This is a genomic window from Streptomyces sp. NPDC058239, from assembly GCF_042882185.1.
GTDB lineage: Bacteria > Actinomycetota > Actinomycetes > Streptomycetales > Streptomycetaceae > Streptomyces.
This window is the reverse complement of record NZ_JBHVWS010000022.1, coordinates 1-20,663: the sequence shown is the minus strand read 5'-3', so window position 1 is coordinate 20,663 and position 20,663 is coordinate 1. Positions and strand designations below refer to the sequence as shown.

Annotated in this window: 11 protein-coding genes; 5 read left to right on the top strand and 6 right to left on the bottom strand. The window is 71.8% G+C overall.

Annotation, left to right across the window (positions count from 1 at the left end; genetic code table 11):
• Positions 1-46: 46 nt before the first annotated feature.
• The 3 genes from trmB to ACFVYE_RS23040 all read right to left on the bottom strand — a co-directional run bounded on the left by trmB (position 47) and on the right by ACFVYE_RS23040 (position 4,117).
• On the bottom strand, positions 47-955 hold the full coding sequence (trmB, locus tag ACFVYE_RS23050) for a tRNA (guanosine(46)-N7)-methyltransferase TrmB (protein ID WP_389607137.1): 909 nt from the start codon (positions 953-955) through the stop codon (positions 47-49).
• A gap of 4 nt (positions 956-959) precedes the next feature.
• Positions 960-2,216: an L-2-hydroxyglutarate oxidase gene (lhgO, locus tag ACFVYE_RS23045; RefSeq protein WP_389607135.1), complete on the bottom strand. Its 1,257-nt coding sequence runs from the start codon at positions 2,214-2,216 to the stop codon at positions 960-962.
• A gap of 197 nt (positions 2,217-2,413) precedes the next feature.
• Entirely contained in the window at positions 2,414-4,117 is a 1,704-nt protein-coding gene (locus tag ACFVYE_RS23040; RefSeq protein ID WP_383972898.1) for a sporulation protein, read from the bottom strand.
• Between the two features lie 1,219 nt (positions 4,118-5,336).
• Here ACFVYE_RS23040 and ACFVYE_RS23035 point away from each other — a divergent pair.
• Both ACFVYE_RS23035 and ACFVYE_RS23030 read left to right on the top strand, forming a co-directional pair.
• Positions 5,337-7,448 carry an asparagine synthase-related protein gene (locus ACFVYE_RS23035; RefSeq protein WP_383972900.1) on the top strand — a complete coding sequence of 704 codons (2,112 nt, stop codon included), beginning with the start codon at positions 5,337-5,339 and terminating at the stop codon, positions 7,446-7,448.
• 64 nt (positions 7,449-7,512) lie between these two features.
• Complete coding sequence (locus ACFVYE_RS23030) at positions 7,513-10,914, top strand: ATP-binding protein (protein WP_389607133.1); 3,402 nt, start codon at positions 7,513-7,515, stop codon at positions 10,912-10,914.
• On the opposite strand, the gene ACFVYE_RS23025 is transcribed toward ACFVYE_RS23030, so the two are convergent.
• Together ACFVYE_RS23025 and ACFVYE_RS23020 are read right to left on the bottom strand one after the other, a co-directional pair.
• Entirely contained in the window at positions 10,901-12,886 is a 1,986-nt protein-coding gene (locus ACFVYE_RS23025) for a sigma-70 family RNA polymerase sigma factor (protein ID WP_389607131.1), read from the bottom strand. The two genes, ACFVYE_RS23030 and ACFVYE_RS23025, sit on opposite strands and share 14 nt — an antisense overlap.
• Before the next feature lie 700 nt (positions 12,887-13,586).
• Positions 13,587-14,489, bottom strand: a complete 903-nt coding sequence (locus ACFVYE_RS23020; protein ID WP_389607129.1) for a TetR/AcrR family transcriptional regulator — start codon at positions 14,487-14,489, stop codon at positions 13,587-13,589.
• Positions 14,490-14,828: 339 nt separating this feature from the next.
• Between ACFVYE_RS23020 and ACFVYE_RS23015 the strand changes: the two genes are divergently transcribed.
• Both ACFVYE_RS23015 and ACFVYE_RS23010 read left to right on the top strand, forming a co-directional pair.
• The gene (locus ACFVYE_RS23015) at positions 14,829-16,289 is read left to right on the top strand and encodes an NAD(P)/FAD-dependent oxidoreductase (protein WP_383972909.1); all 1,461 of its coding nucleotides are present in this window, start codon (positions 14,829-14,831) and stop codon (positions 16,287-16,289) included.
• A 187-nt stretch (positions 16,290-16,476) separates the two neighbouring features.
• Positions 16,477-18,261: a SpoIIE family protein phosphatase gene (locus ACFVYE_RS23010; protein ID WP_389607127.1), complete on the top strand. Its 1,785-nt coding sequence runs from the start codon at positions 16,477-16,479 to the stop codon at positions 18,259-18,261.
• A 56-nt stretch (positions 18,262-18,317) separates the two neighbouring features.
• Here ACFVYE_RS23010 and ACFVYE_RS23005 read toward each other — a convergent pair whose 3' ends face one another.
• The gene (locus tag ACFVYE_RS23005; protein WP_383972917.1) at positions 18,318-19,619 is read right to left on the bottom strand and encodes an MFS transporter; all 1,302 of its coding nucleotides are present in this window, start codon (positions 19,617-19,619) and stop codon (positions 18,318-18,320) included.
• 155 nt (positions 19,620-19,774) lie between these two features.
• Here ACFVYE_RS23005 and ACFVYE_RS23000 point away from each other — a divergent pair, with 155 nt between their 5' ends.
• The gene (locus ACFVYE_RS23000) at positions 19,775-20,332 is read left to right on the top strand and encodes a MarR family winged helix-turn-helix transcriptional regulator (protein WP_383972913.1); all 558 of its coding nucleotides are present in this window, start codon (positions 19,775-19,777) and stop codon (positions 20,330-20,332) included.
• Positions 20,333-20,663 lie beyond the last annotated feature (331 nt).

Below are 20,663 nucleotides of genomic sequence, written 5' to 3'. Positions count from 1 at the left end.
GGGCGACGGGTCCGTCAGGTCCCGTCACCGGCTCCGCGAGCAGGTCTCAGCGGCGGGCGAAGAGCAGGTCGTGCACGACATGGCCCTTGTCGAGGCCCTGCCCCTCGAACCGGGTCAGCGGCCGGAACGCCGGCCGCGGCGCGTAGCCGCCGTCCGCCAGGGTGTTCTCGAAGAGGGGGTGCGCGGTCAGCACCTCCAGCATCTGCTCGGCGTACGGTTCCCAGTCGGTCGCACAGTGGATCACGGCCCCCGGCTTCAGCCGCTGCGCCACCAGATCGAGGAACTCCGGCTGGATCAGCCGACGCTTGTGATGGCGCTTCTTGGGCCACGGGTCGGGGAAGTACACCCGCAGCCCGTCCAACGAGTCCGGCTTCAGCATCTCGCGCAGCAGGATGATCGCGTCACCGTTGGCGACACGGATGTTGGACAGGCCGTTCCGGTCCGCGAGACCGAGCAGATTGCCCTGGCCCGGGGTGTGCACATCGACGGCGAGAATGCCCGTACCCGGGTCGTCGGCCGCCATCTGCGCTGTGGCCTCACCCATTCCGAAACCGATCTCCAGCACGGCCGGGAGCCCGTCGAACAGCTCGGGCAGGTCGAGGACGCGCTGCCCGTCGATGTCCAGGCCCCACTTCGGCCAGAGCCGCAGCAGGGCGTCTTCCTGGCCGGGCGTGACGCGGCTGCGGCGCGGCTGGAAGCTGCGGATCCGGCGCTCGTGGTGCGATCCGGCCGGATCGATCGCGGGTCCGCCGGGGAAGCGCGGCTCCTGGCGCAGCCTGCGCTGCCGCTCGAAGGAGGCGGCGCGCAGATCGTCCGGAATCCCGGCGGCGGCGGAGGCGGGGGCGTGGACCGAGGAGACGGTGCCCGTCCCGGCTGCGGAGCTGCTCGCCCCGGCCGCGGCCTCGCCGGGCGTCGGAGCGGAAGGATTCGCGGAAGGATCTGCGGAGGGATTCAAGGACTCAGACACAATGCCCCGATTCTACGGCGGGCGGCTTCCACCCCGTCCTCCGTGCCCGGAGCAGCGCCCTGCGTGCCACCTCCCGCCCGATGGGCAGGGAGGCCGTCGCGGCGGGCGACGGAGCATTCAGCACATGCACGGTGTGCGGGGCCTCGCGGATCAGGAAGTCGTCCACCAGGGTGCCGTCCCGCAGCACGGCCTGGGCCCTGACCCCGGCCGGGGCCGGGCGCAGATCGGACTCCGTGACCTCGGGCAGCAGCCGCTGCACGGCTGCCGTGAACGCCCGCTTCGACAGCGAACGGCGCACCTCGCCCGCCCCGTACCGCCAGTGTCTGCGCGCGATCTGCCAGGTGCCGGGCCAGGCCAGGGTGTCCGCCAGCTCACGGGGGCGCACGACGGGCCAGCCGTACCCCTCGCGGGCCAGCGCCGGCACCGCGTTCGGCCCGACGTGGACGCTGCCGTCGTGGCCACGGGTCAGATGCACGCCGAGGAACGGGAACGCCGGATCGGGCACCGGATAGACCAGGCCGCGCACCAGCTCCGGCCGCGCCAGCTCGTAGTACTCCCCCCGGAAGGGCACGATCCGGACCCCCGGGTCGTCGCCCGCGAGCCGCGCCACCCGGTCGCAGTGCAGCCCCGCGCAGTTGACCAGCACCCGGGCCCGCACCACCGGACCGTCCGCCGTACGCACCGCCACACCCCAGGGGCGCCGGTCGATCGCGGTGACCTCCGCCCCGTAACGGATCACTCCGCCCGCCCTGCTCACCTCGGCGGCGAAGCGCGCCGCGACCGCCCCGAAGTCGCACACCCCGGTCGTCCCGACGCGGATCGCGGCGAGGCCGTGCACCTGCGGCTCGTACTCCGCGATCTGGGCGGGCCCCAGCTCGCGCACCGGCAGCCCGTGCTGCCGGCCGCGCTGGACCAGTGCGTGCAGCCGGGGCAGCTCGGACCGCTCGGTCGCGACGATCAGCTTGCCGGTCACCGCGTGCGAGATGCCGTGCTCGGCGCAGAAATCGACCATTTCGGCGGCGCCGCGCACCGCGTAACGGGCCTTGAGCGAGCCGGGGCGGTAGTAGATGCCGCTGTGGATCACTCCGCTGTTGCGCCCGGTCTGGTGACGGGCGGGGCCCCACTCCTTCTCCAGCACCGCCACCCGGGTGCCCGGAGCGGTGCGCGTGATCGCATACGCCGTCGACAGGCCGACGATCCCGCCGCCGATCACCAGCACATCGCAGTCGTACGCCGCGTGCGTCATCATCACGCCACCTCCCACCCCGATAGTGCACTGACCCACTGACATCGCATTCAAACCAGCGAAGCCCAGCGTGGCGCCGAATCCTTACGCCTGGCGGCGGCCGGATGCCGCCGGGACGCCGCCCGGACACTGTTTGTATGCCGCAAGGACGTCATGGCGACACGGTGAGGAGGTGCGTGGGTCCGTCCCGCGCGGTCCGGCTACGCGGGCGCCACCAGCAGCGGCCGGGCCCTTTCGCGCAGCTCGGCGACGCGCGGCTCGTGCCCGTACGGTTCGAGCCGGTGCAGCAGATCCCGTACGTACTCCGTGGTCCGCGCCGAGGAGATGCGGCCCGCCACCTCCACCGCCCGGGTGCCCGCCGCGCAGGCCGCGTCCAGATTCCCCGACTCCAGCTCGGCCACCGCCGACACCACGAGGCGCAGTCCGTGCGAGCGGACGAATTCCTCGGTGGGTCTGGACAGTGCCTGCTCGGTGAAGCGCCGCACCTGCCGGGGCGCCTTCAGATCGAGGTGGCACTCCGCGGCATCGGCCGCGAACCTGTCGTACGAGTAGAAGCCCAGCCAGGAGGGGTCCGCATCGCCGTCCCTGGACCGCTCCAGCCAGCCCTCGGCGGCCTTCAGCGCTGCCCCTGCGGCCGGTGCGTCACTCGCCTTCGCATGGGCGCGCGCCTCCACCAGGCGGAAGAAGCTCATGGTGCGGGCCGTGGCGAGCCCCCGGTTGCGTTCGACGGCGGCCTGCGCGAGGTCGACCCCCTCGTCGGCGAAGCCGCGGTAGGTCGCCTGCAGTGACATCGAGGCGAGCACATAGCCGCCGAGAGGTACGTCGGCCGCGGCCCGCGCGAGCCGCAGTGCCTGGATGTAGTAGCGCTGCGCGGCCTCCTGCTGGCCGGTGTCGAAGGCCATCCACCCGGCGAGTCTGGTCAGTTCGGCCGCCGCGCCGAAGAGCGCCCGGCCCACCTCGTCACTGTACGAACCGAGCAGCAGTGGCGCGGCATCCACGCGTAAGCACTCGGGGACCATGGAGGAACGCCAGTCCCCGCCGCCGTACTTGGAATCCCAGCGGCGGGCGTCCTGGGCCGCCTCGCGCAGCTTGGAGACGTCGCTGTGGCCGACCCGCAGCGGGGAGATGTCGCTCGTGATCGTGTTCGCGCTGGTGGGCGTGGGCGTGGGCGCGGTCTCCGGGCCCGGCTGGGCGGGGATGGACGCTGTCCGCTGTGCCCCCAGGGTTACCGGCATCGCCTGAGTGGCCAGGGCCCCCGCCGCGCCGGATGTGCCCGCCGTTCCTGCCACGCCCGGCGCGCCGGACTCCGCCTCCGCGCTCTGCCCCGCTGCCGCGCCCGCCGTGCCCGGCGCCCTCTGCGCCCCTGCACCGGGGCGTGCGCCCCTTGCGGCCTGGGTGCCGAGGATGGCTGCCTCGGCGGCTGTCGAGTCGCGCGCCACCGACGGGTCGGCGGGGGATATCAGCCAGCGGGACGCGGGCGTCGCGTACGCACTCACCGAGAACGAACCCGCCAGCGACTGCCAGATCCCGCCGCTGCCCGCCCGTCGCCCGGCCAGATCCAGCCGGTACAGCTCGGTCGCCGAACGGACGGCCTCGGACACATCGCGCGGAAAGGCCAGTCCGACCTCCGGCGCCGGATCGGCGTCCGCGAGCCCGATCTCGTGCAGCGGGACCGGCCGGCCGAGTTTGGCGCCGATCGCCGCCGCGATGAGATGGGGCGCGGCGCCCTGCGGCACCATGCCCTTGGAGACCCACCGGGCCACCGAGGTCTTGTCGTAGCGGAGTGTCAGACCGCGCTGCGCCCCGAGGTCGTTGACCCGCCGGGCGAGCCCGGCGTTGCTGATTCCCGCGAGGGCGAGAACGGTTCCGAGCTTCTCGTTCGGTCCGCGTTGCTCCCTGGACATGCGCCACCCCTCGACACACAGACGGCAGCCGCGTCACCGTTGCGGCGCGCGGCATTCGTACCGTGTCCTCCCCAGGGACGAACCCCGGCACTCCGGCCGCACACGCATTTGGCCGAGCCCCGAGGAATATGCCTCCTGCCGAGAACCTCAGTAAACCCAGCGTAGTTCGCCGCATCCCTACCGTTAAGGGGCAGACGTCCGTATGGCGGGATTGTTGTCCGTGCGGACGCGAGCGGCTTCGCGGCGCCGCTCCGGTGGCCGCCGCGGTGCCGCTCCGGTCGCCGCGCGCAGCGCCCCGGAAGCCGGCTCGGACCCGTCCAGGGACCCCGCTCGACACCCTGTTCGTGCGCTCCCGGAGGCACCGTTCGCATGTGGCGGCGACACCGCCCACCGAGCCCTGTACGTGCTCCTGGTGTGTGGCCGTGCGCCCGGCCGTGCGCTCTCGTACGGCCGTTTCGGAAGCGCTTCCATGGTTGCTGCGTGGGTCGGTCCACTGCATTGGACTCAGTGGGCTGGGGGACACTGCCGCCTCATTCCCCGCAGGCGGCGGACCGGTCCGGGAGGTGAACAGCACCTCCCGGACTGTGCGTCGACAGCGGTACGGGACCGGGTGCGGGGCCTGTACCGGGGCTGCCCGCCGCCCCGGTGGCGATCTCCTGCGACCGACGGAGGATTCCAGGAGGGATTCGGGAAAAATCGGGGAATGAAGTGGGGCGAAAAGGGACTTCTGATGCGTCGAGTTCCCTGTCGCCGGGTTGCAGTGTGCTCTGAGAATGGCTGAATGTCGTCGGTCGACCTAGGTTGGGCCGACCGATTCACGGACATCGCGTCGACCGTTCGGAGGTCGTCCGCCACCGGTCCGTGGGCGGTCCGGGGTGTGGCTGGATTTCGGCTGGTGGATCTCGCGCGTACGGGGAACGCAACACGCCCAATCCGTAAGCCCGTTGGCGCATGAACCGCCTCGCGCGGGCCGCGTGTCGGTCAGCCCTCGGGAAACCCGCCGCCGATTGCCGCCCCGACGTGCGTCCGTCCGCACCCGGCCGCCGTCCGTCCCGGCCCGGCCTTTGCCAGGGGCGCATGCGCTTCCGACGTGCGCCGTCCGTAGCCCCTCCTGCGCGCCTTTGTCGTGGCAGCATGTTCGCAACGGCGCCGCGCGTTACCGCAGTTCTCCCGGTACTTCCCTGCTGCGCCGTTTTGTCCACAGCCTGTGGAGGCGGCGATGCGTTGGTTGGTGGGGTGGAGCAGTATCGCCGCGAGCTTCGGCACGGCGGGTGCCGTCGGCGCCGCCGGCGAGGGGCGCACGATGCACCCCGTCGGATCCCAACTCCTGTGGGGAGACCCCGATCCTCTCTGGGCCGTCGGCGACTGGCGCCCCGACGAGATCCGTATCAGCGCGGCCGAAACCGCCGAAGGCGCGCCCACCGCCCGGCTGGCCGTCCTCGGCTGCTGCAGCGCCACCGACGAACAGTTGCGCACCGGCCTCCTCGCCGCCCGCGGCGGAGCCCTGCGCCATCTCACCTCCTGGCCCGGCAGCTACACGACCGTCGTCCAGGTCGGCCGCCGGATCACCGTCATCGGGGACCTCGCCGGAGCCCGCCCGGTCTTCTACACACCCTGGGCCGGCGGTACGGCGTACGCCACCGCCGCACTCCCGCTCGCCGACCTCATCGAAGCCCAGCTGGACATCGGTCACCTGGCCGCCCTGCTCGCCTGCCCCGAAACACCGGAGGCGCTGCGCGACGGCACCCCGTACGCGGGAGTGAAGCGCATCCCGCCCGGGCACGCGCTCATCCTCCGCGAGGGCTCGCGCGAGATCACCGGGTACGAGGCGGTGGCGTCCCTCGCCGTCGCCGCGCCCCAACTCGACCCGGTCAGCGCCGTCGACGGGGTGCGCGACGCACTGGTCGAAGCCGTACGCGCCAGACTCACCGCCCCGCGCCATGCACCCGAAACCCTGCCGCCCGACCCCGGACCGGTCCCCGGCATGGGGCCCGCCGAACGACGCGCCGCCCGCGGCGCACCCGTACCCGGCATCGGCGCCGACCTCTCCGGAGGCAGCGCCTCCGCCACCCTCGCCCTGCTCGCCGCCGGACTGCCGGGCCTGCCCGGCACCCTCCTCGGCCACGGCACGGGGGCGGGGGAGCGGCTGCTCGCCGTCACCTTCAACGACCTCACCGCACGCGGACACGAGGACGAACTCGAACGCGCCCGGGTCATCGCTGCCAACCCGCGCCTGCACCATGTCGTCGTCGCCGCCGGGGAAGAGGCCCTGCCCTACGCCGACCTGGGCGGCGGCCCGCTCACCGATGAACCCGCCCCGTCCCTCGTCGTGGCCGAGCGCCACCGCCGCCGCCTCGCCTCCGGCAGCGCCGACCACTTCGTCGGCGGCGGCGCCCGGCAGGTGCTCGACGCCCACCCGGCCCGCCTCGCCGACCTGCTGATGGACCGGCGCCGACGCCATCTGCTGCGCCCGGTCGCCGCACTCGCCAAGGCCGAGGGCCCGACCGCGCACTCCCTCTTCGTCCCGTTGACCGTCTACCGCGCGGCCCGCCGCCTGTCCCGTACGTCGTACCGCACCGGCCTGGAAACGGCGGCCGACCGGCTGCCGGACGCCAACCGCCACACCCCCGACCTCGACACCCCCGCCGACGCCTCGCTCGCCGCCCTCGCCTGGTCGCGGCCGGGGCCCGCCGCGCGCTGGCTCACGGGGGAGGCGCTCGCCGAAGTATCGGTTCGTCTGCAGGAAGCGGCGATCCGCCCCACCTCCGTACAGCGCCCGGGCGAGGCCCGCGCCCGGGCCGCCCTTGCGCGGTACGCCGCCGACCACCGGATCCTGGAACAGGCCGCGGAGAACCGCAGCCAGCGGCTGCACGCCCCGTTCCTCGACAATCAGGTCGTACGCGCCGCCCGCGCGCTCCCCGAATCGCTCCGGGTCCAGCCGGGCGCCCGCGCCGCGGTTCTGCGCCGGGTGCTCGCGGGCGCGGGCATCCACGAACTGCCGCCCGGCTGGGGCGCCCCTTCCCACGCCACCTCGAACGCGACCGCCCGCACCGGACTGCGCGCCGCCCTCCCCGACCTGATCGCCCTCTTCGACGCACCGCTGCTCGCCGACGCGGGCCTGGTCGAGGCCCGTGTCGTACGGAAGGCCCTGCGCGCGGCCTCCGAGGGCGAACCGCTCCCGCTGGACGGCCTGGCACACCTGGCGGCCACGGAACTCTGGCTCCGCCGCCTCGTCTCGCGGCGCGGCACCTGCTGGACGGGCACGGCGGCACCCCGCCAGCGTGCGGTCGCGGGCGGAGTCGTCCCCATGAGGCCGACGCTGCAGCCGTAGTAGCTGCAGCACCCGTTGTCGGTGGGCGCCTGCTTCCGGCCGCCCCGCGGGACAGAATGGCCGGGTGCGGTATCTGATCCTGGGCGTCACCGAGGCGCGAGACGAGAACGGCAGTGCGCTGCCCGTGGGCGGTACACGGCTGCGCGCCCTCCTCGCCGCCCTCGCCCTGCGTACGGGCCGGCCCGTCCCCGTCGCCGATCTCGTCGACGACGTATGGGCCGGCGATCCCCCGTACGACGCTCCCGCCGCGCTCCAGGCCCTCGTGGGCCGGCTGCGTCGAGTCCTGGGCAGGGATGCGATCGCGAGCGCCCAAGGCGGCTACCGCCTGGAGGCCGCGCCCGACGAGGTCGACCTGCATGTGTTCGAGCGGCTGTACCGGCAGGGGGCCGCCGAGCTCGACGCGGGCGACCCCGTGACGGCGGCCCGCACGCTCCGTACCGCGCTCGCATTGTGGCGCGGCCCGGCCCTGGCCGACCTGCCGGACCGGGACCACGGCCACGGCCACGGCCTGCGCCCGCAGGCCCACCGCCTGGCCGCGCTGGAGCGCCGCATCGAGGCCGACCTGCGGTGTGCGGCGACCGGTGCCGGTGCGGGTGCCGCTGTCGGCGTGGGGCCTGTTGCCGGCCCGCGCACCCTCGTACCGGAGCTCAAGGAGCTGACCGCCGCCCACCCGTACGACGAACGCTTCCGGGCCCAGCTGATCCGCGCCCTGCGAGCCGATGGCCGCCAGGCCGACGCGCTGGCCGCCTACGAGGACGCTCGCCGCGCCCTCGCCGACCGCCTCGGCACCGATCCCGGACCGGAACTGATCGCACTTCACCGGGAGTTGCTCACTCCTCAGCCGGGCGCGTCATCCGAAGCAGCCGCACCGGCCGCGTCAGGCTCACCCAACACACCGAAACACGCCCCCGGCCTCCGCCCCCGGCTCACCTCATTCGTCGGCCGTGAGCCCGAACTGCGCTCCATCCGCACCGATCTGACCCGATCCCGTCTGGTCACCCTCACCGGCCCCGGCGGCTCCGGCAAGACCCGTCTCGCCGAGGAGGCCGCCGCCCGGGGAGGCCTGGCGGCCTCGGCCCCCACGGACGCCTGGATCGCGGAACTCGCCTCCGTGGACGACCCCGTAGATGTTCCCGGAGCCGTATTCTCCGCTCTCGGTCTGCGTGAGACGACCCTCCTCCGGGACAGCAACCGCGACGGGCAGCCACTGCGCACCGACCCGACCGGCCTTCTCGTCGAGCACCTGGGGCACGGCTCACGCATCCGCCCCTTCCTGCTCATTCTGGACAACTGCGAACACGTCATCGACGCGGCCGCCGGCCTCGCCGAGACCCTGCTCACCCACTGCCCGCAGCTGCGCATACTCGCCACCAGCCGCGAACCCCTCGGCGTCCCCGGCGAATCCGTACGCCCGGTCGGCCCGCTCCCGGCCGACCCCGCCCACCGGCTGTTCGCCGAGCGCGCCCGCGCCGTACGTCCCGACTTCGACCCCGAGCAGGAGGCCGCACACGATCCGGATGCCGTCGCCGAGATCTGCCGGCGGCTCGACGGACAGCCGCTCGCCATCGAACTCGCCGCTGCCCGGTTGCGACTGCTCAGCCCGCGCCAGATCGCGGACCGGCTCGACGACCGGTTTCGTCTGCTGACCGGCGGAGCCCGTACCGTACTGCCGCGTCAGCAGACGCTGCGCGCGGTCGTCGACTGGTCCTGGGACCTGCTCGACGAGGACGAACGCGCGGTTCTGCGGCAGGTCTCCGTCTTCGCGGGTGGCTGGGACCTGCCCGCCGCGGAAGCCGTCACCACGGCTGGAGCAGCTCCGGCCGGCGAGGCACCGGACGCGGCTCCCGCCCGGAATGCCGTCGCCGACCTGATCGGCGCTCTCGTCGACAAGTCCCTCGTCGTCGCCACCCCGACCGCCTCGGGTGAGATGCGCTACCGCCTCCTGGAGACCATCCACGAGTACGCCACCGAACGCGCAGCCGAGACCCCGGACGTCCGCTCCGCCGCCGCGAGTGCGCACACCGAGTACTTCGTCGCACTGGTCGAGGAGGCCGAGCCCCGCCTTCGCTCCGGCGACCAGCTTCCCTGGATCGAACGCCTGGAGACGGACCTCGACAACATCCGGGCCGCCCTGCACCGCACCATCGTCACCAGCCCGTCCGAACCGGATGCGGTGCGCCTGGTTCTCGGTATGGGGTGGTTCTGGTTTCTGCGGAACTTCCGTCCCGAGGGCCTCACCTGGGCCGAGCGGGCCGTGGCGCTCGGACCGGAACCGGCCGACGGCAGCGACCCTCGCTTCTGGCCGCGCATGCATCTGGAGGTACTGCGGTACTTCCTCGCCGCGGAGAGCCGCCCGGCCGACGACATCCGCGGTGATGACCGGCGCCGGGCCCTGATGGGCCGCGTGGGCGACGCGTTCAGGTCGTCCGGTCCGCAGTCCGCTCGTTTCCCGGGACTGATCTGGCCGATCACCTTGTTCGTGAGCCGCACCACCGCCGAAGCGCACGAGATGATCGATGTGGCGGTCGCCAACGCCCGTATCCACGGCGGCGGCTGGGAGTACGGCGTCACGCTGTTGTTCCGTACCCACATGGTCGTCGACCTGCCCGGCGGCATGCCCGGTGTCGACGACGATCTCGCCGAGCTGCGCGAGCTGGGCCGCCGCGTCGGCGACCGCTGGCTGCGTGCGCAGGTCGCGGGCGCCGCCGCGGAGGCCGGAATGATGCGCGGACGGTACGAGGAGGCGCGCGCGGCGTACGAGGAGGCGTTGCTGCTCGCCCGCGAGGTCGGAGCGCACGCCGAGGGACCGTTCCTCCTCGCCCGCCTCGCCGAACTCGACTACCGGACCGGAGACATGGTGGGCTTCGAGCGGACTCTGGCCGAGTCGGAGACCGAGGCGGAGCGCTACCAGGTGCACGACGCCCGCGCCTACGCCCACTTCCTGCGCGCCACCCTGGCCCTGGACCGCGGCGAGATCGCGAAGGCGCGACGGCTGGTCACCGAGGCGCAGGCCTCGGCCGGAAGCGGCAGCCCGCCGTCGCACTTCACCGCGGTGGTCGAGGGGCTGGCTGCCCGGATCGCCGTGCATGAGCCGGGGCCCGAGGGCGGCCCGGTGGCCGGGGTACGGGGTCTGACGCTCGCACTCCGCGTGGCGCGGGACGCCCAGTGCGCCGAGCTCGTCACCGGACATCTGGCGGACGGCGTGGCGAGCGTGCTGCCGAGGGTGGGCCGCTACGGAGCTGCCGTACGGATCCTGGCGGCAGCCGATGGCTGGCGTCTGTCCGGCTCCCGGACCGAGGCACAACAGGCCGAGGCGGACGAGGTCGAGCGACAGGCGCGCGAGGAACTGGGACCTCAGCTGTACGAGTCGGAGCACGCCGCAGGCCGCACGCTTACGGTCGACGACGTCATCGAGCTCCTGACCCGCATCACCGCAGAACTCCCGGGCTCCCTCACCGACAACTGATGGTCGAATCCGCCCAGTCGGCGAGAGCCGCGCCGCCGCCCGGCCGTACCCGCTCGACGACGAGCCGGATCCTTTCCTGACCGGTGATACCGACCCCGACGGGTACGGCAGGGTCGTTGCCGTTCATCACCGGGGACTGCCACAGCCGCGTCCCGGCACCGTTGAAGACGGAGAAGCGCAGCGGACCGAGCCCCATCGTCATGTCGTCGACCCCGACCATGGCCTCGTACCGAGTGCACTGCCGGTTCAGCTGGATGGTGACCGAGGACTTGCTGTGGACGGTCACCCCGTGCGCGTACCGCGTGCCGCCGATCGACAGGTTGGAACGCTGCCAGACCCAGTTGCTCTCACCGATCACCACCTCCGGTCGGGTGTGGTCACCCAGCATCGAGTAGCTCAGCTCGCTGACCTGGTAGACGGTCGGCGGTGGCGGTGGCGGTGGCGGCGGTGGCGGGGTCGGGGCGGGCGGTTTCGACGTGGCAGGTGTGGAGGGCTCGGGCGGCGATGTCGGCTTGGGGGTGGGCGCCGTCGGCGGCGTCGGAGCAGACGTCGGCTTCGGTGGGGGAGTCGGGGACGGGGCAGGCGGTGCGGGCGGCGCCGGGGCATCGGGCTTCGGCGGCGGTGTCGGCTTCGGCCTCGACTTCGGCGGTGCGGGCGTCGGCACCGCGGGCGCCACGGCAGCCGGCTTGGCCGTATGCCTGGCCTCGGGCTTCGGTTGGTCGTTGCCGACCAGTGCCCAGGCCAGTCCGGCCGTCACGGTCACGGCAACCGCTGCCGCGATACCGGCCTTCGCCGGGGCACCGAGCCCTTCCGAGAGCGCGGCACCACCGGCCGTGCCTCCGGACGAGCCTCCACCGGTCGCGGCTGCGGCGGCACCCGCGCCCGCGGCTCCCGCCGCGCCACCAGTGACGATTCCGGCAGCCTTGAGCGCATACCCGGCGGCGAACCAGCCGATGACCGCGACCGGCAGCAGCGCAGGAATCCCGGCGTTGACATGGGCCAGTTCACCCGCTGCGAGCCGGCACTTCACACACTCGTCCAGGTGCCCCCGCAACCCGCGCTCGGCGCGCATCCGGAGTCCACCCCGGGCATACGCGCCGAGGCGGTCGGCGTAACGCGCACAGTCGCCGCCCGAGGTGAGCGCCTGGCTCACATGCGCCTGCAGGTAGGCCTGCTTGAGCCCTTCGCGGGCCCGGCTGGCCAGAACCGCCGTGGCATTGGCGGTCAGTCCGAACAGCGGGGCGATGTCGCTGGGCGACTCCTCCTCGACGGTGGTGTGCCACAGCACCGCCTGCCAGCGCTCCGGCAGACTGCGGAACGCCTGCATCGCCATCGACTGCTCGGCCCCGTGCATCGCCAGCACATCGGCACCGAGGTCGAGCGTGTCCGCGTCCGACACCTGGGAGGACTGGGACGCCTGGGCGGCGAACACCGCGAAGTCATCGACCAATCGCTCCCGCTTCGCGGTCTTGGTCCACGCGGCTCCGACATGCCGGACAGCCGTCATGAGGTAGGCCCGTACCGCTTCTTCCGGCCCCTTGCCTCTGCGTACCGCCTGCAGTGTGCGGGCGAAGACCTCCGCCGTCAGGTCGTCGGCGGTGTGCGCGTCCCGGCAGCAGGTCCGCGCGTAACGGCGCACCGCGTCCGAGTGCCGCCGGAACAGCTCCTCGTACGCGAGATCGTCGCCGTCCCGCATCTGCCTGATCAACTCGGCGTCGGAGAAGGCGGAGCCGGACGCATCGGCGGCGGTGGTTCGGCCGCCCTCCCGCTGCATCGGCACCGCGACGTCGGCCTCGACAGGTCCCGGCCACGGACCGGGCAGGACGGCACCGCTCCCGGCGGCACCACCCGACCGCCCGGGTCCGCCCTGACTCGGTACCTGCCGGGAGGACAGCCCACCGGCCTCCGCTACACCACCACCCACGGCGGAAACGTCGTCGAACGACTCTTCCTGCTGCCCGTCACCGCTCATCGCGGAAGCCCCCGTATGCGCTTTCGGACCCGAACACCGGGCAAGAGTGCCACATGGCGCAATCACGCCGAACCTTCAGCCCCGGCAACCACTCATCCGGGGCGTTTTCCCGAATGTGAGCACTAGCGGCCACTCGTTCGGGGAAGGATCAATGAGCTTTTTTTGCCCGGGTGGGTTCCAGGCCAAGGGCAGCGCCCCACCGACAAGAGCCGATCAAGCGCCGAGGAAACTCCCGTCAAGAGCCATTCAAGCGACGCGCGAGAGCCGGCCAAGGACCGGAGGGGAGCCGAGCCGGCGCCACGGAGAGCCGGTCGGCGGGCAGAGAGAGCGCCCGGTCCGGGCCCGGTCGAGAGGACGGACGCGGAGGCCGGAAGGGGAGGGGGAGGGCGAGCGGTGCACGAGCGACGACGGGCTGCCGAGCGGGACCCACCTGAACGGGCCACGCCCACCACTCAACGCCCAGCGCATTCACGCCGGGTCAATCGCGCCGAAGGCGCACCCCAGCCACCCGGTCCGATCCGACCGCTCACCCCAGCCACCCGCCCCGAAGAGCCGGCGCACTCGCGCACAACACGCCCGCGCACCGGCACCCTCGGGGCGTCACCGCGTGCCGCCACAGTCACCGCGCTCACGCGCCGGCACGCACGCGCACCACGCTCACATGCCGGCGCGCACGGCATTCCGCTACCGCGAAGCCCTCTCACGCGACCGGTCGTGAACGCAGCCCTTCCAGCAGGATGTCCAGCAGTCGACTCGAAGCCGCAGCCTGCTGATCCGCATCGGGCAGCGAAGGCGCCGCCGTCGCGATGACCAGCAGCACATCCGCCACCGTCACATCACGGCGCAGCTCACCGGCTGCCCGTGCCCGGTCCACCAGCCGGCCGACGACCTCCAGCAGTTCGCCGGCTCCCGTGTCGTCCTCGATGCCGGTCTCCGTGACGGAAGGCCCGTCGTCCGGCCGGAGGTCGGCCTGACCCGCGCCCTGCCGCTGCTGAGGCACCCGTGTCTCGTCCCGGGCACTGCCAGGACCCGAGTCCGATACGGAGGCCGCTATGGCCCCCGACTCCCCGACCGCGTTCGAGTCGTCGGCGTCGGCATCGACCCCGACCCGGAGCACCTGCGGCGGCAGCAGCCGCCCCGCGCCCGAGGCCACGGACGTTCGCAGGAAGCGCGACAGCGCCGACCACGGCTCTTCCTCCTGGCCCAGCGCGGTCCGCGCCTGGTCCGTCAGCCGGGAGGTCTCCTCCTCGGCTATCCGCCGCACCAGCACGTCCTTGCTCGGGAACCGCCGGTACACCGTGCCGACTCCGACCTTGGCGCGACGCGCCACGTCCTCCATCGGAGCCCCGTATCCCAGCTCGCCGAACACCTCGCGTGCGGCTCGCAGTACATGCTCCAGATTGCGCTGTGCGTCCACGCGGAGCGGAGCCGAGCGACCGTTCGCTCCGGCGGCCCCGGCTGTTCCGGCCGTGCCGCCTGTTCCGGCCGCCACGACCGGACCCACCGTGTCCACTGTCCCCACCGCTCCGTTTCGTCCGTTTCCGTCGGACGAATGGGACGTAACTGCCGCAGCAGTCTGCCAATGAGAATCCTGAATGTGCATAACTGTTCCCCCGGTTATGACGTCTCCCCCCGGAGACTTCCCGCCGTTTAGTCAGAGTGTGGATCATGACCCCAACCCGACACCCCGACGACATACGAACATAGTTGAGCCCGGGTCAATTCAGAAGGGGGTAGTTCCGCACGGAGCGCCCCCCGATCGGAGCAAGGACCGGTTGGTTACTGATTCGACCCCCGCCGACGGCCCCCACTCCAACCCTTGACCTGCGCAGCTTCCGTGTTGTCGCCGCGATCAGCAGCACCGGCCCGTCCAGAACCTCCGGTCACACAATTTGCCGGGGCTGTGGACAAACCCTTGAACACGTTGCGTCATGGGGTGGTGATGGCTTCAGATTCCGGGGGAACACCCCCCGGCCCCCCGCCGGGCGTGCGCATTCTCGTCGTCGGCGGCGGCTACGTCGGGATGTACACAGCGCTGCGTCTCCAGCGGAAGCTGAAGCAGAGACTCAGAAACGGTGAGGCCGAGATCGTCGTCGTCACGCCCGAGCCTTATATGACGTATCAGCCATTTCTGCCCGAAGCGGCCGCCGGTTCGATCTCACCGCGCCATGTCGTCGTGCCGCTGCGCCGGATCCTGGCGCACTGCAAGATCGTGATCGGTGAGGCACAACGCATCGACCACGCCAAACGCACGGCGACCGTCACCACCCTCGCCACCGGGGAGGACGGCACCGGCGCCGTAGAGATCCCGTACGACGAACTCGTCCTCGCACCGGGCTCCGTCTCGCGCACCCTTCCGGTCCCCGGCCTCGCCGACCACGGCATCGGCTTCAAGACCATCGAGGAGGCCATCGGCCTGCGCAACCATGTCATCGAGCAGATGGACATCGCCTCCGCCACCCGCGACCCGGCCATCCGCGACGCCGCCCTCACCTTCGTCTTCGTCGGCGGCGGATACGCGGGCGTCGAGGCCCTGGCCGAGCTGGAGGACATGGCCCGCTACACCTCGCGGTACTACCACAACATCAAGGCAGAGGACCTGAAATGGATCCTCGTGGAGGCGACCGGCCGCATCCTTCCCGAGGTCGGCGACGCCATGGGCACCTACGCGATCCGTGAGCTGCGAGGCCGCAATATCGACGTACGTCTGGACACCCGGCTGGAGTCCTGCGAGGACCGCATCGCCGTCCTGAGCGACGGTTCCCGCTTCCCGACCCGCACCCTCGTGTGGACCGCGGGCGTCAAACCCGCGCCGATCCTCGCCGCCACCGACCTGCCGCTCAACGAGCGCGGCAGGCTCACATGCACGGCGGAACTCACCGTCGAAGGGGTCGAGCACGCCTGGGCCGCCGGGGACGCCGCGGCCGTACCCGACCTGACCGCCGCGGAGAAGGGCAAGGAGACCGCCCCCAACGCCCAGCACGCCGTGCGCCAGGCCAAGGTCCTCGCCGAGAACGTCCTCGCGTCGATCGACGGCGAACCCCTCAAGGAGTACCGGCACAGCTACGCGGGCTCCGTCGCCTCACTCGGTCTCCACAAGGGCGTCGCCCATGTCTATGGCCGTAAGCTCAAGGGCTACCCGGCCTGGCTGATGCACCGCACGTACCACCTCAGCCGCGTCCCGACGTTCAACCGGAAGGCCCGTGTCCTTGCCGAATGGACCCTCGCCGGGCTCTTCAAACGCGAGATCGTCTCCCTCGGTTCGCTGGAACACCCGCGCGCCGAATTCGAACTCGCCGCAGGAGGCAGACGCCCGGGGCGGACCGGCCCACCGAACGCCGACGGCACGCCGGGGCCCGGCCACCCACCAGGGACCGACGGCCCGCCGAGGAACGGCGGCTGACTGCCCGTCGGCCCGCCTGCGTGCCCACCCGGGACCCGGCCGTACCGACAACTGTCAGTACGGTCCGTCACACTGGACGTGTGACCATGGGTGGACCCACACCTGCACAGAGTGACCCGGCCGGCAGTGACCGACAGTGAGCAGCCCGCCCGAGCGGACCAGACCGACACACGAGGCCAGAAATTCCGTGAACTTCACGCGTTGGAGCGCCCGCCTACCCGGAACGCAGCGCCGCGCCGCCGCACGGGACGACCGCAGTCCCTTGCCCTCGGCCCGCGCCGAGTACGCACAGCCCGAGACCGGGCCCTGCCCGCCGGACGGCGACACGCGCAGTGACACGCCTGGTGACAAGAGCGGCGACACGCACCACGACACGCACGGCGAACCTCCCGGGGACCGCGGCCCCGCCCTGGAGGATCTCTCCGCCCGGGACATCCTCGGCCAGCTGCCCGCTCCGGTGGCCCTGGTGTACGGCCCCGACCACCGGATCGCGTACGTCAACGACGCCTACGCCGCCGCCTTCGGACCGCGCCGGGCCGGCGTCACCGCCGCCGAGGCCATGCCCGAGCTCACCGAGCTCAGCCTGCTGCCTCTCATGGACCAGGTCCTGCGCAGTGGCACACCCCGTACGGTCAAGTCCCGCAAGGTCCGCAACGGCAATTCGTACACCGTGACCTGCACCCCGGTGCACAGGGACATCGACGGCGAAACCGACGGCGCCGACGGGAACAAGAAACAGAACAAGGGCAACCGGAGCGGCAAGAGCAGGAACAAAGGCAGCGAAGGCGGAGTGCTCGTGTACGCCGTCGATGTCACCGACCACGCCGAAGCGGCCGAACGGCTCCGTGCCAGCGAGCGCCGCCACCGCGAAACGGCCGTCACCCTCCAGCGCTCCCTGCTCCCGCAGGAGCTGGAGCAGCCCGACGACCTGCGGATCGCCGCCACCTACCAGCCCGGCGGCACGGACGCCGCGGTCGGCGGCGACTGGTACGACGTCATCACTCTCGGCGCAGGCCGCACCGCCCTGGTCATCGGGGATGTGATGGGCCGTGGGGTGCGAGCCGCCGCCGTCATGGGCCAGCTCCGCACGGCCGTGCGCGCCTACGCCCGCCTCGACCTCCCGCCGCACGAGGTGCTCCAGCTCCTCGACGGTCTCGCCGCCGAGATCGACGCCAGCCAGATCGCCACCTGCGCCTACGCGGTCCACGATCCGAACGAGGGCAGGCTCGTCTACGCCTCCGCCGGGCACCTCCCGATCCTGGTGTGCCACGAGGACGGTACGGTCCACCGCGCCGAGGACCCGACAGGACCGCCGCTCGGCACCGGCGGCTGGATCCACGCATCGGGCACGATCGCGCTGCCGCCCGGCTCCACCGCGGTCCTCTACACGGACGGCCTGGTGGAGCGCCGTAGCGAGGACATCGACGAGGGCGTCGCCTCTCTGGAACGCGCCCTGTCCGGTGCCAAGGGTTCCCCCCAGGTGGTCTGCGACCGGCTGATCCGCTCCCTCGGCGTCACCGCGGAACACGACGACGACGTGGCGGTGCTGGTGGTCCAGCACCCCGCCCGAACGGGGGCGAACGCGGAGCTGTTCCACAACGCCTCGCTCGATCTTCTCGGCGGCATCGAAGCGGCCCCGCGCGCTCGCGCCTTCGCGACCGGCGTCCTGACGTCGTGGCGTTTCCCGGTCGAACTCTGCGATCTGGGCGTCCTGGCCGCCGGCGAACTCGTCGCGAATTCCCTCAAGCACGGCACCCCGCCGATGCGCCTGGGCCTGCGCCGCACCGATCGCCGCCTGATCATCGAGGTGACCGACGGCGACGACCACCTGCCGCGCCGCCGACGAGCCGCCCCGGCGGACGAAGCGGGCCGCGGCATCTCCATCGTCGCGACGATCGCCACGTCCTGGGGCAGCCGCCGCACACCGGGCGGCGGCAAAGCGGTCTGGTGCGAATTCACCCTGCCGCAGTAGGGGCCCTGCCGAAGCAGGACCCCTACTCGTCTCTACCGCTCTACCGCTCTACCGCCTCAGCGAGTGGTGACGGCGGAGGCAACCACGGGCTCGGCCTCCGGCAGTGACACGGCCACCACCCTGGACGGCACCGTCTCGATCGAAGGCTGATCCTGTACGGGAGTGAGCTGCCGGCCGAGCCGCAGCGCCAGCACCGTGATGCCCAGCGAGAACAGCACGAACGTCACGATGTAAGGGCCGTGCAGCGTCGCCCCCATCGGCCCGCCCACGGCAGGACCGACCGCCAGCGCGAGCTGCTTGCAAAGGGCGAACGCGGAGTTGTACTGCCCGACCATCGACTCCGGCGCCAGATCGGCGACCAGCGGCGCCACGGTCGGCGACAGCATCGACTCACCGAGCCCGAACAGCGCGTACGTGGAGATCATCGCGGCCGTCGCCATGGTCTGGCTGCCGTGCCCGAGCCCCGCGTACCCCGCCACGATCCAGGCGAACGCCCAGATCAGACCGACCGAGGCGATGACCCGGCTGCGCCTGCGGCGCTCCACCAGACGCAGCACGACGAACTGAGCCACGACGATGACGGCGGTGTTGGCGGCCAGCGCGATACCGAGCGTCGAGGGCTGGATTCCGGCGGCCTCGGTGCCGTACGCCGCGAGCCCGGACTCGAACTGTCCGTAGCAGGCGAAGAACAGCACGAAGCCCAGCACGCACAGTTGCACCATGGCCCGGTGCGAGAGCAGCGCCCGCAGCCCGCCCGGCGCCTTGGACCCGTCGGTCGGCCTGGCGTCGGAGAAGGAAGGCGTACGGGACAGCCGCACCGTGGAGGCGATGACACCGAGCACGATGAACATCGCGGCCTCGATGAGGAACAGCAGGGTGAAGGTCTCCGGCCGGCTCGTGTCGACGATCTGCCCGCCGACCAGCCCGCCGATGCCGAGCCCGAGGTTCTGCAGGAAGAACTGCATGGCGAAGGCACGAGTACGGGTGGCGGTGCTGGAGCACCACACGAGCATGGTGGCGAGCGCCGGCTGCATGACCGCCGTACCCGCGCCGAGGACCGCGGCCGACAGCACGGAGGCGGTCACACCCGAGGACAGGCCGAGGGCGGCTGCGCCCAGGGAAGCGACGACCGAGGCGACGACGAGTACGGGCAGCGGACCGCGCCGGTCGATGGCACGCCCGGTGAACGGCAGAACGGCGAGCGCTGCCATGGCGAAGACCGCCAGCACGACTCCCGCCGTACCGGCACCCAGATCCCGTACCTGTGCCACATAGACGTACAGATACGGAACGGTGAACCCCAGCCCGAACGCGCTCAGCGCGCTCCCCAGCTGGATCCGCCGCAGTGCTGCACCCATCTCCCTGGTCACACTCACCTACCTCAAGGTCTCGAAGTGTCTTGTCGAGCCTTCCGAACGACTCGAACCCGAAGACTTTAGCACTAAAGTTAGAAGCTCAACAATTCAGACCGAAGGACTTCGACGGCTTTGGAAGGCGTGCGATACTGCCCGCCATGCCTGACACCACCGAGCAGCCCGGCCCCCAGGAGCCGAGCCTCGACGAGCAGATCGCCGCCTATCAGCGCGAGTTCCGTGACCTGGACCCCCAGGTCGAGCAGGTCGTCTCGGCCCTGGGCCGACTGAACCGCCGGATGAACGTGGCGTACGGACGCCAGGTCGCCGCCCTCGGCATCAGCAACGCCGAGTGGGAAGTCCTCAAGACCCTGGTCTTGTCCGGCTCCCCGTACCGTCTGGGCCCGGGAGAGCTGGCCAAGCGCCTCGGTCTCACCCCGGCGGCGATGACCCACCGCATCGACCGCATGGCGGGCGAGGGCCTGGTCACCCGCGACCGGGACGAGAACAACCGGGTGCGTGTGATCGTCGAGCTGACCGACGAGGGCCGTACGAAGTGGCTGGAGGCGATGCGCATGGCCTCCGACTTCGAGGAGGACCTGCTCCAGGACCTCACGGGCGACGAACGCGGTGTCCTCGGCGACATGCTGATCCGCCTCCTGCGCCGCGTGGAACACGCCCAGCCGGACGCCGGCGGCCGCCTCACCGACCTGGGCTGAACTCCTGTCGGACACGCGGTAAAACGGCTTGACCTGGCGAGGTTGACACGTCCCTCCTCGATCCGTAAGGTTCTTCGAGTTGTCACGGAGCCGGAACGGTTCTGCGACAACCGATCCCGCCGCGAATGCGGCAACCAAAACTCAGCACGATCTCCCACTCGGGAAAATTTCGGCATGCCGAAATTGATTTCGAAGACTCGATTATGAGTCGCCGGGAAAATCCGCTAGAGTTTGGACGTCGGAACGGCCCAACGGCCGGGAAGACAAACCCCGCTGACTGGGAATCAGGCCCGAAAGGATCTGATAGAGTCGGACTCGCCGGAAAGGGAAA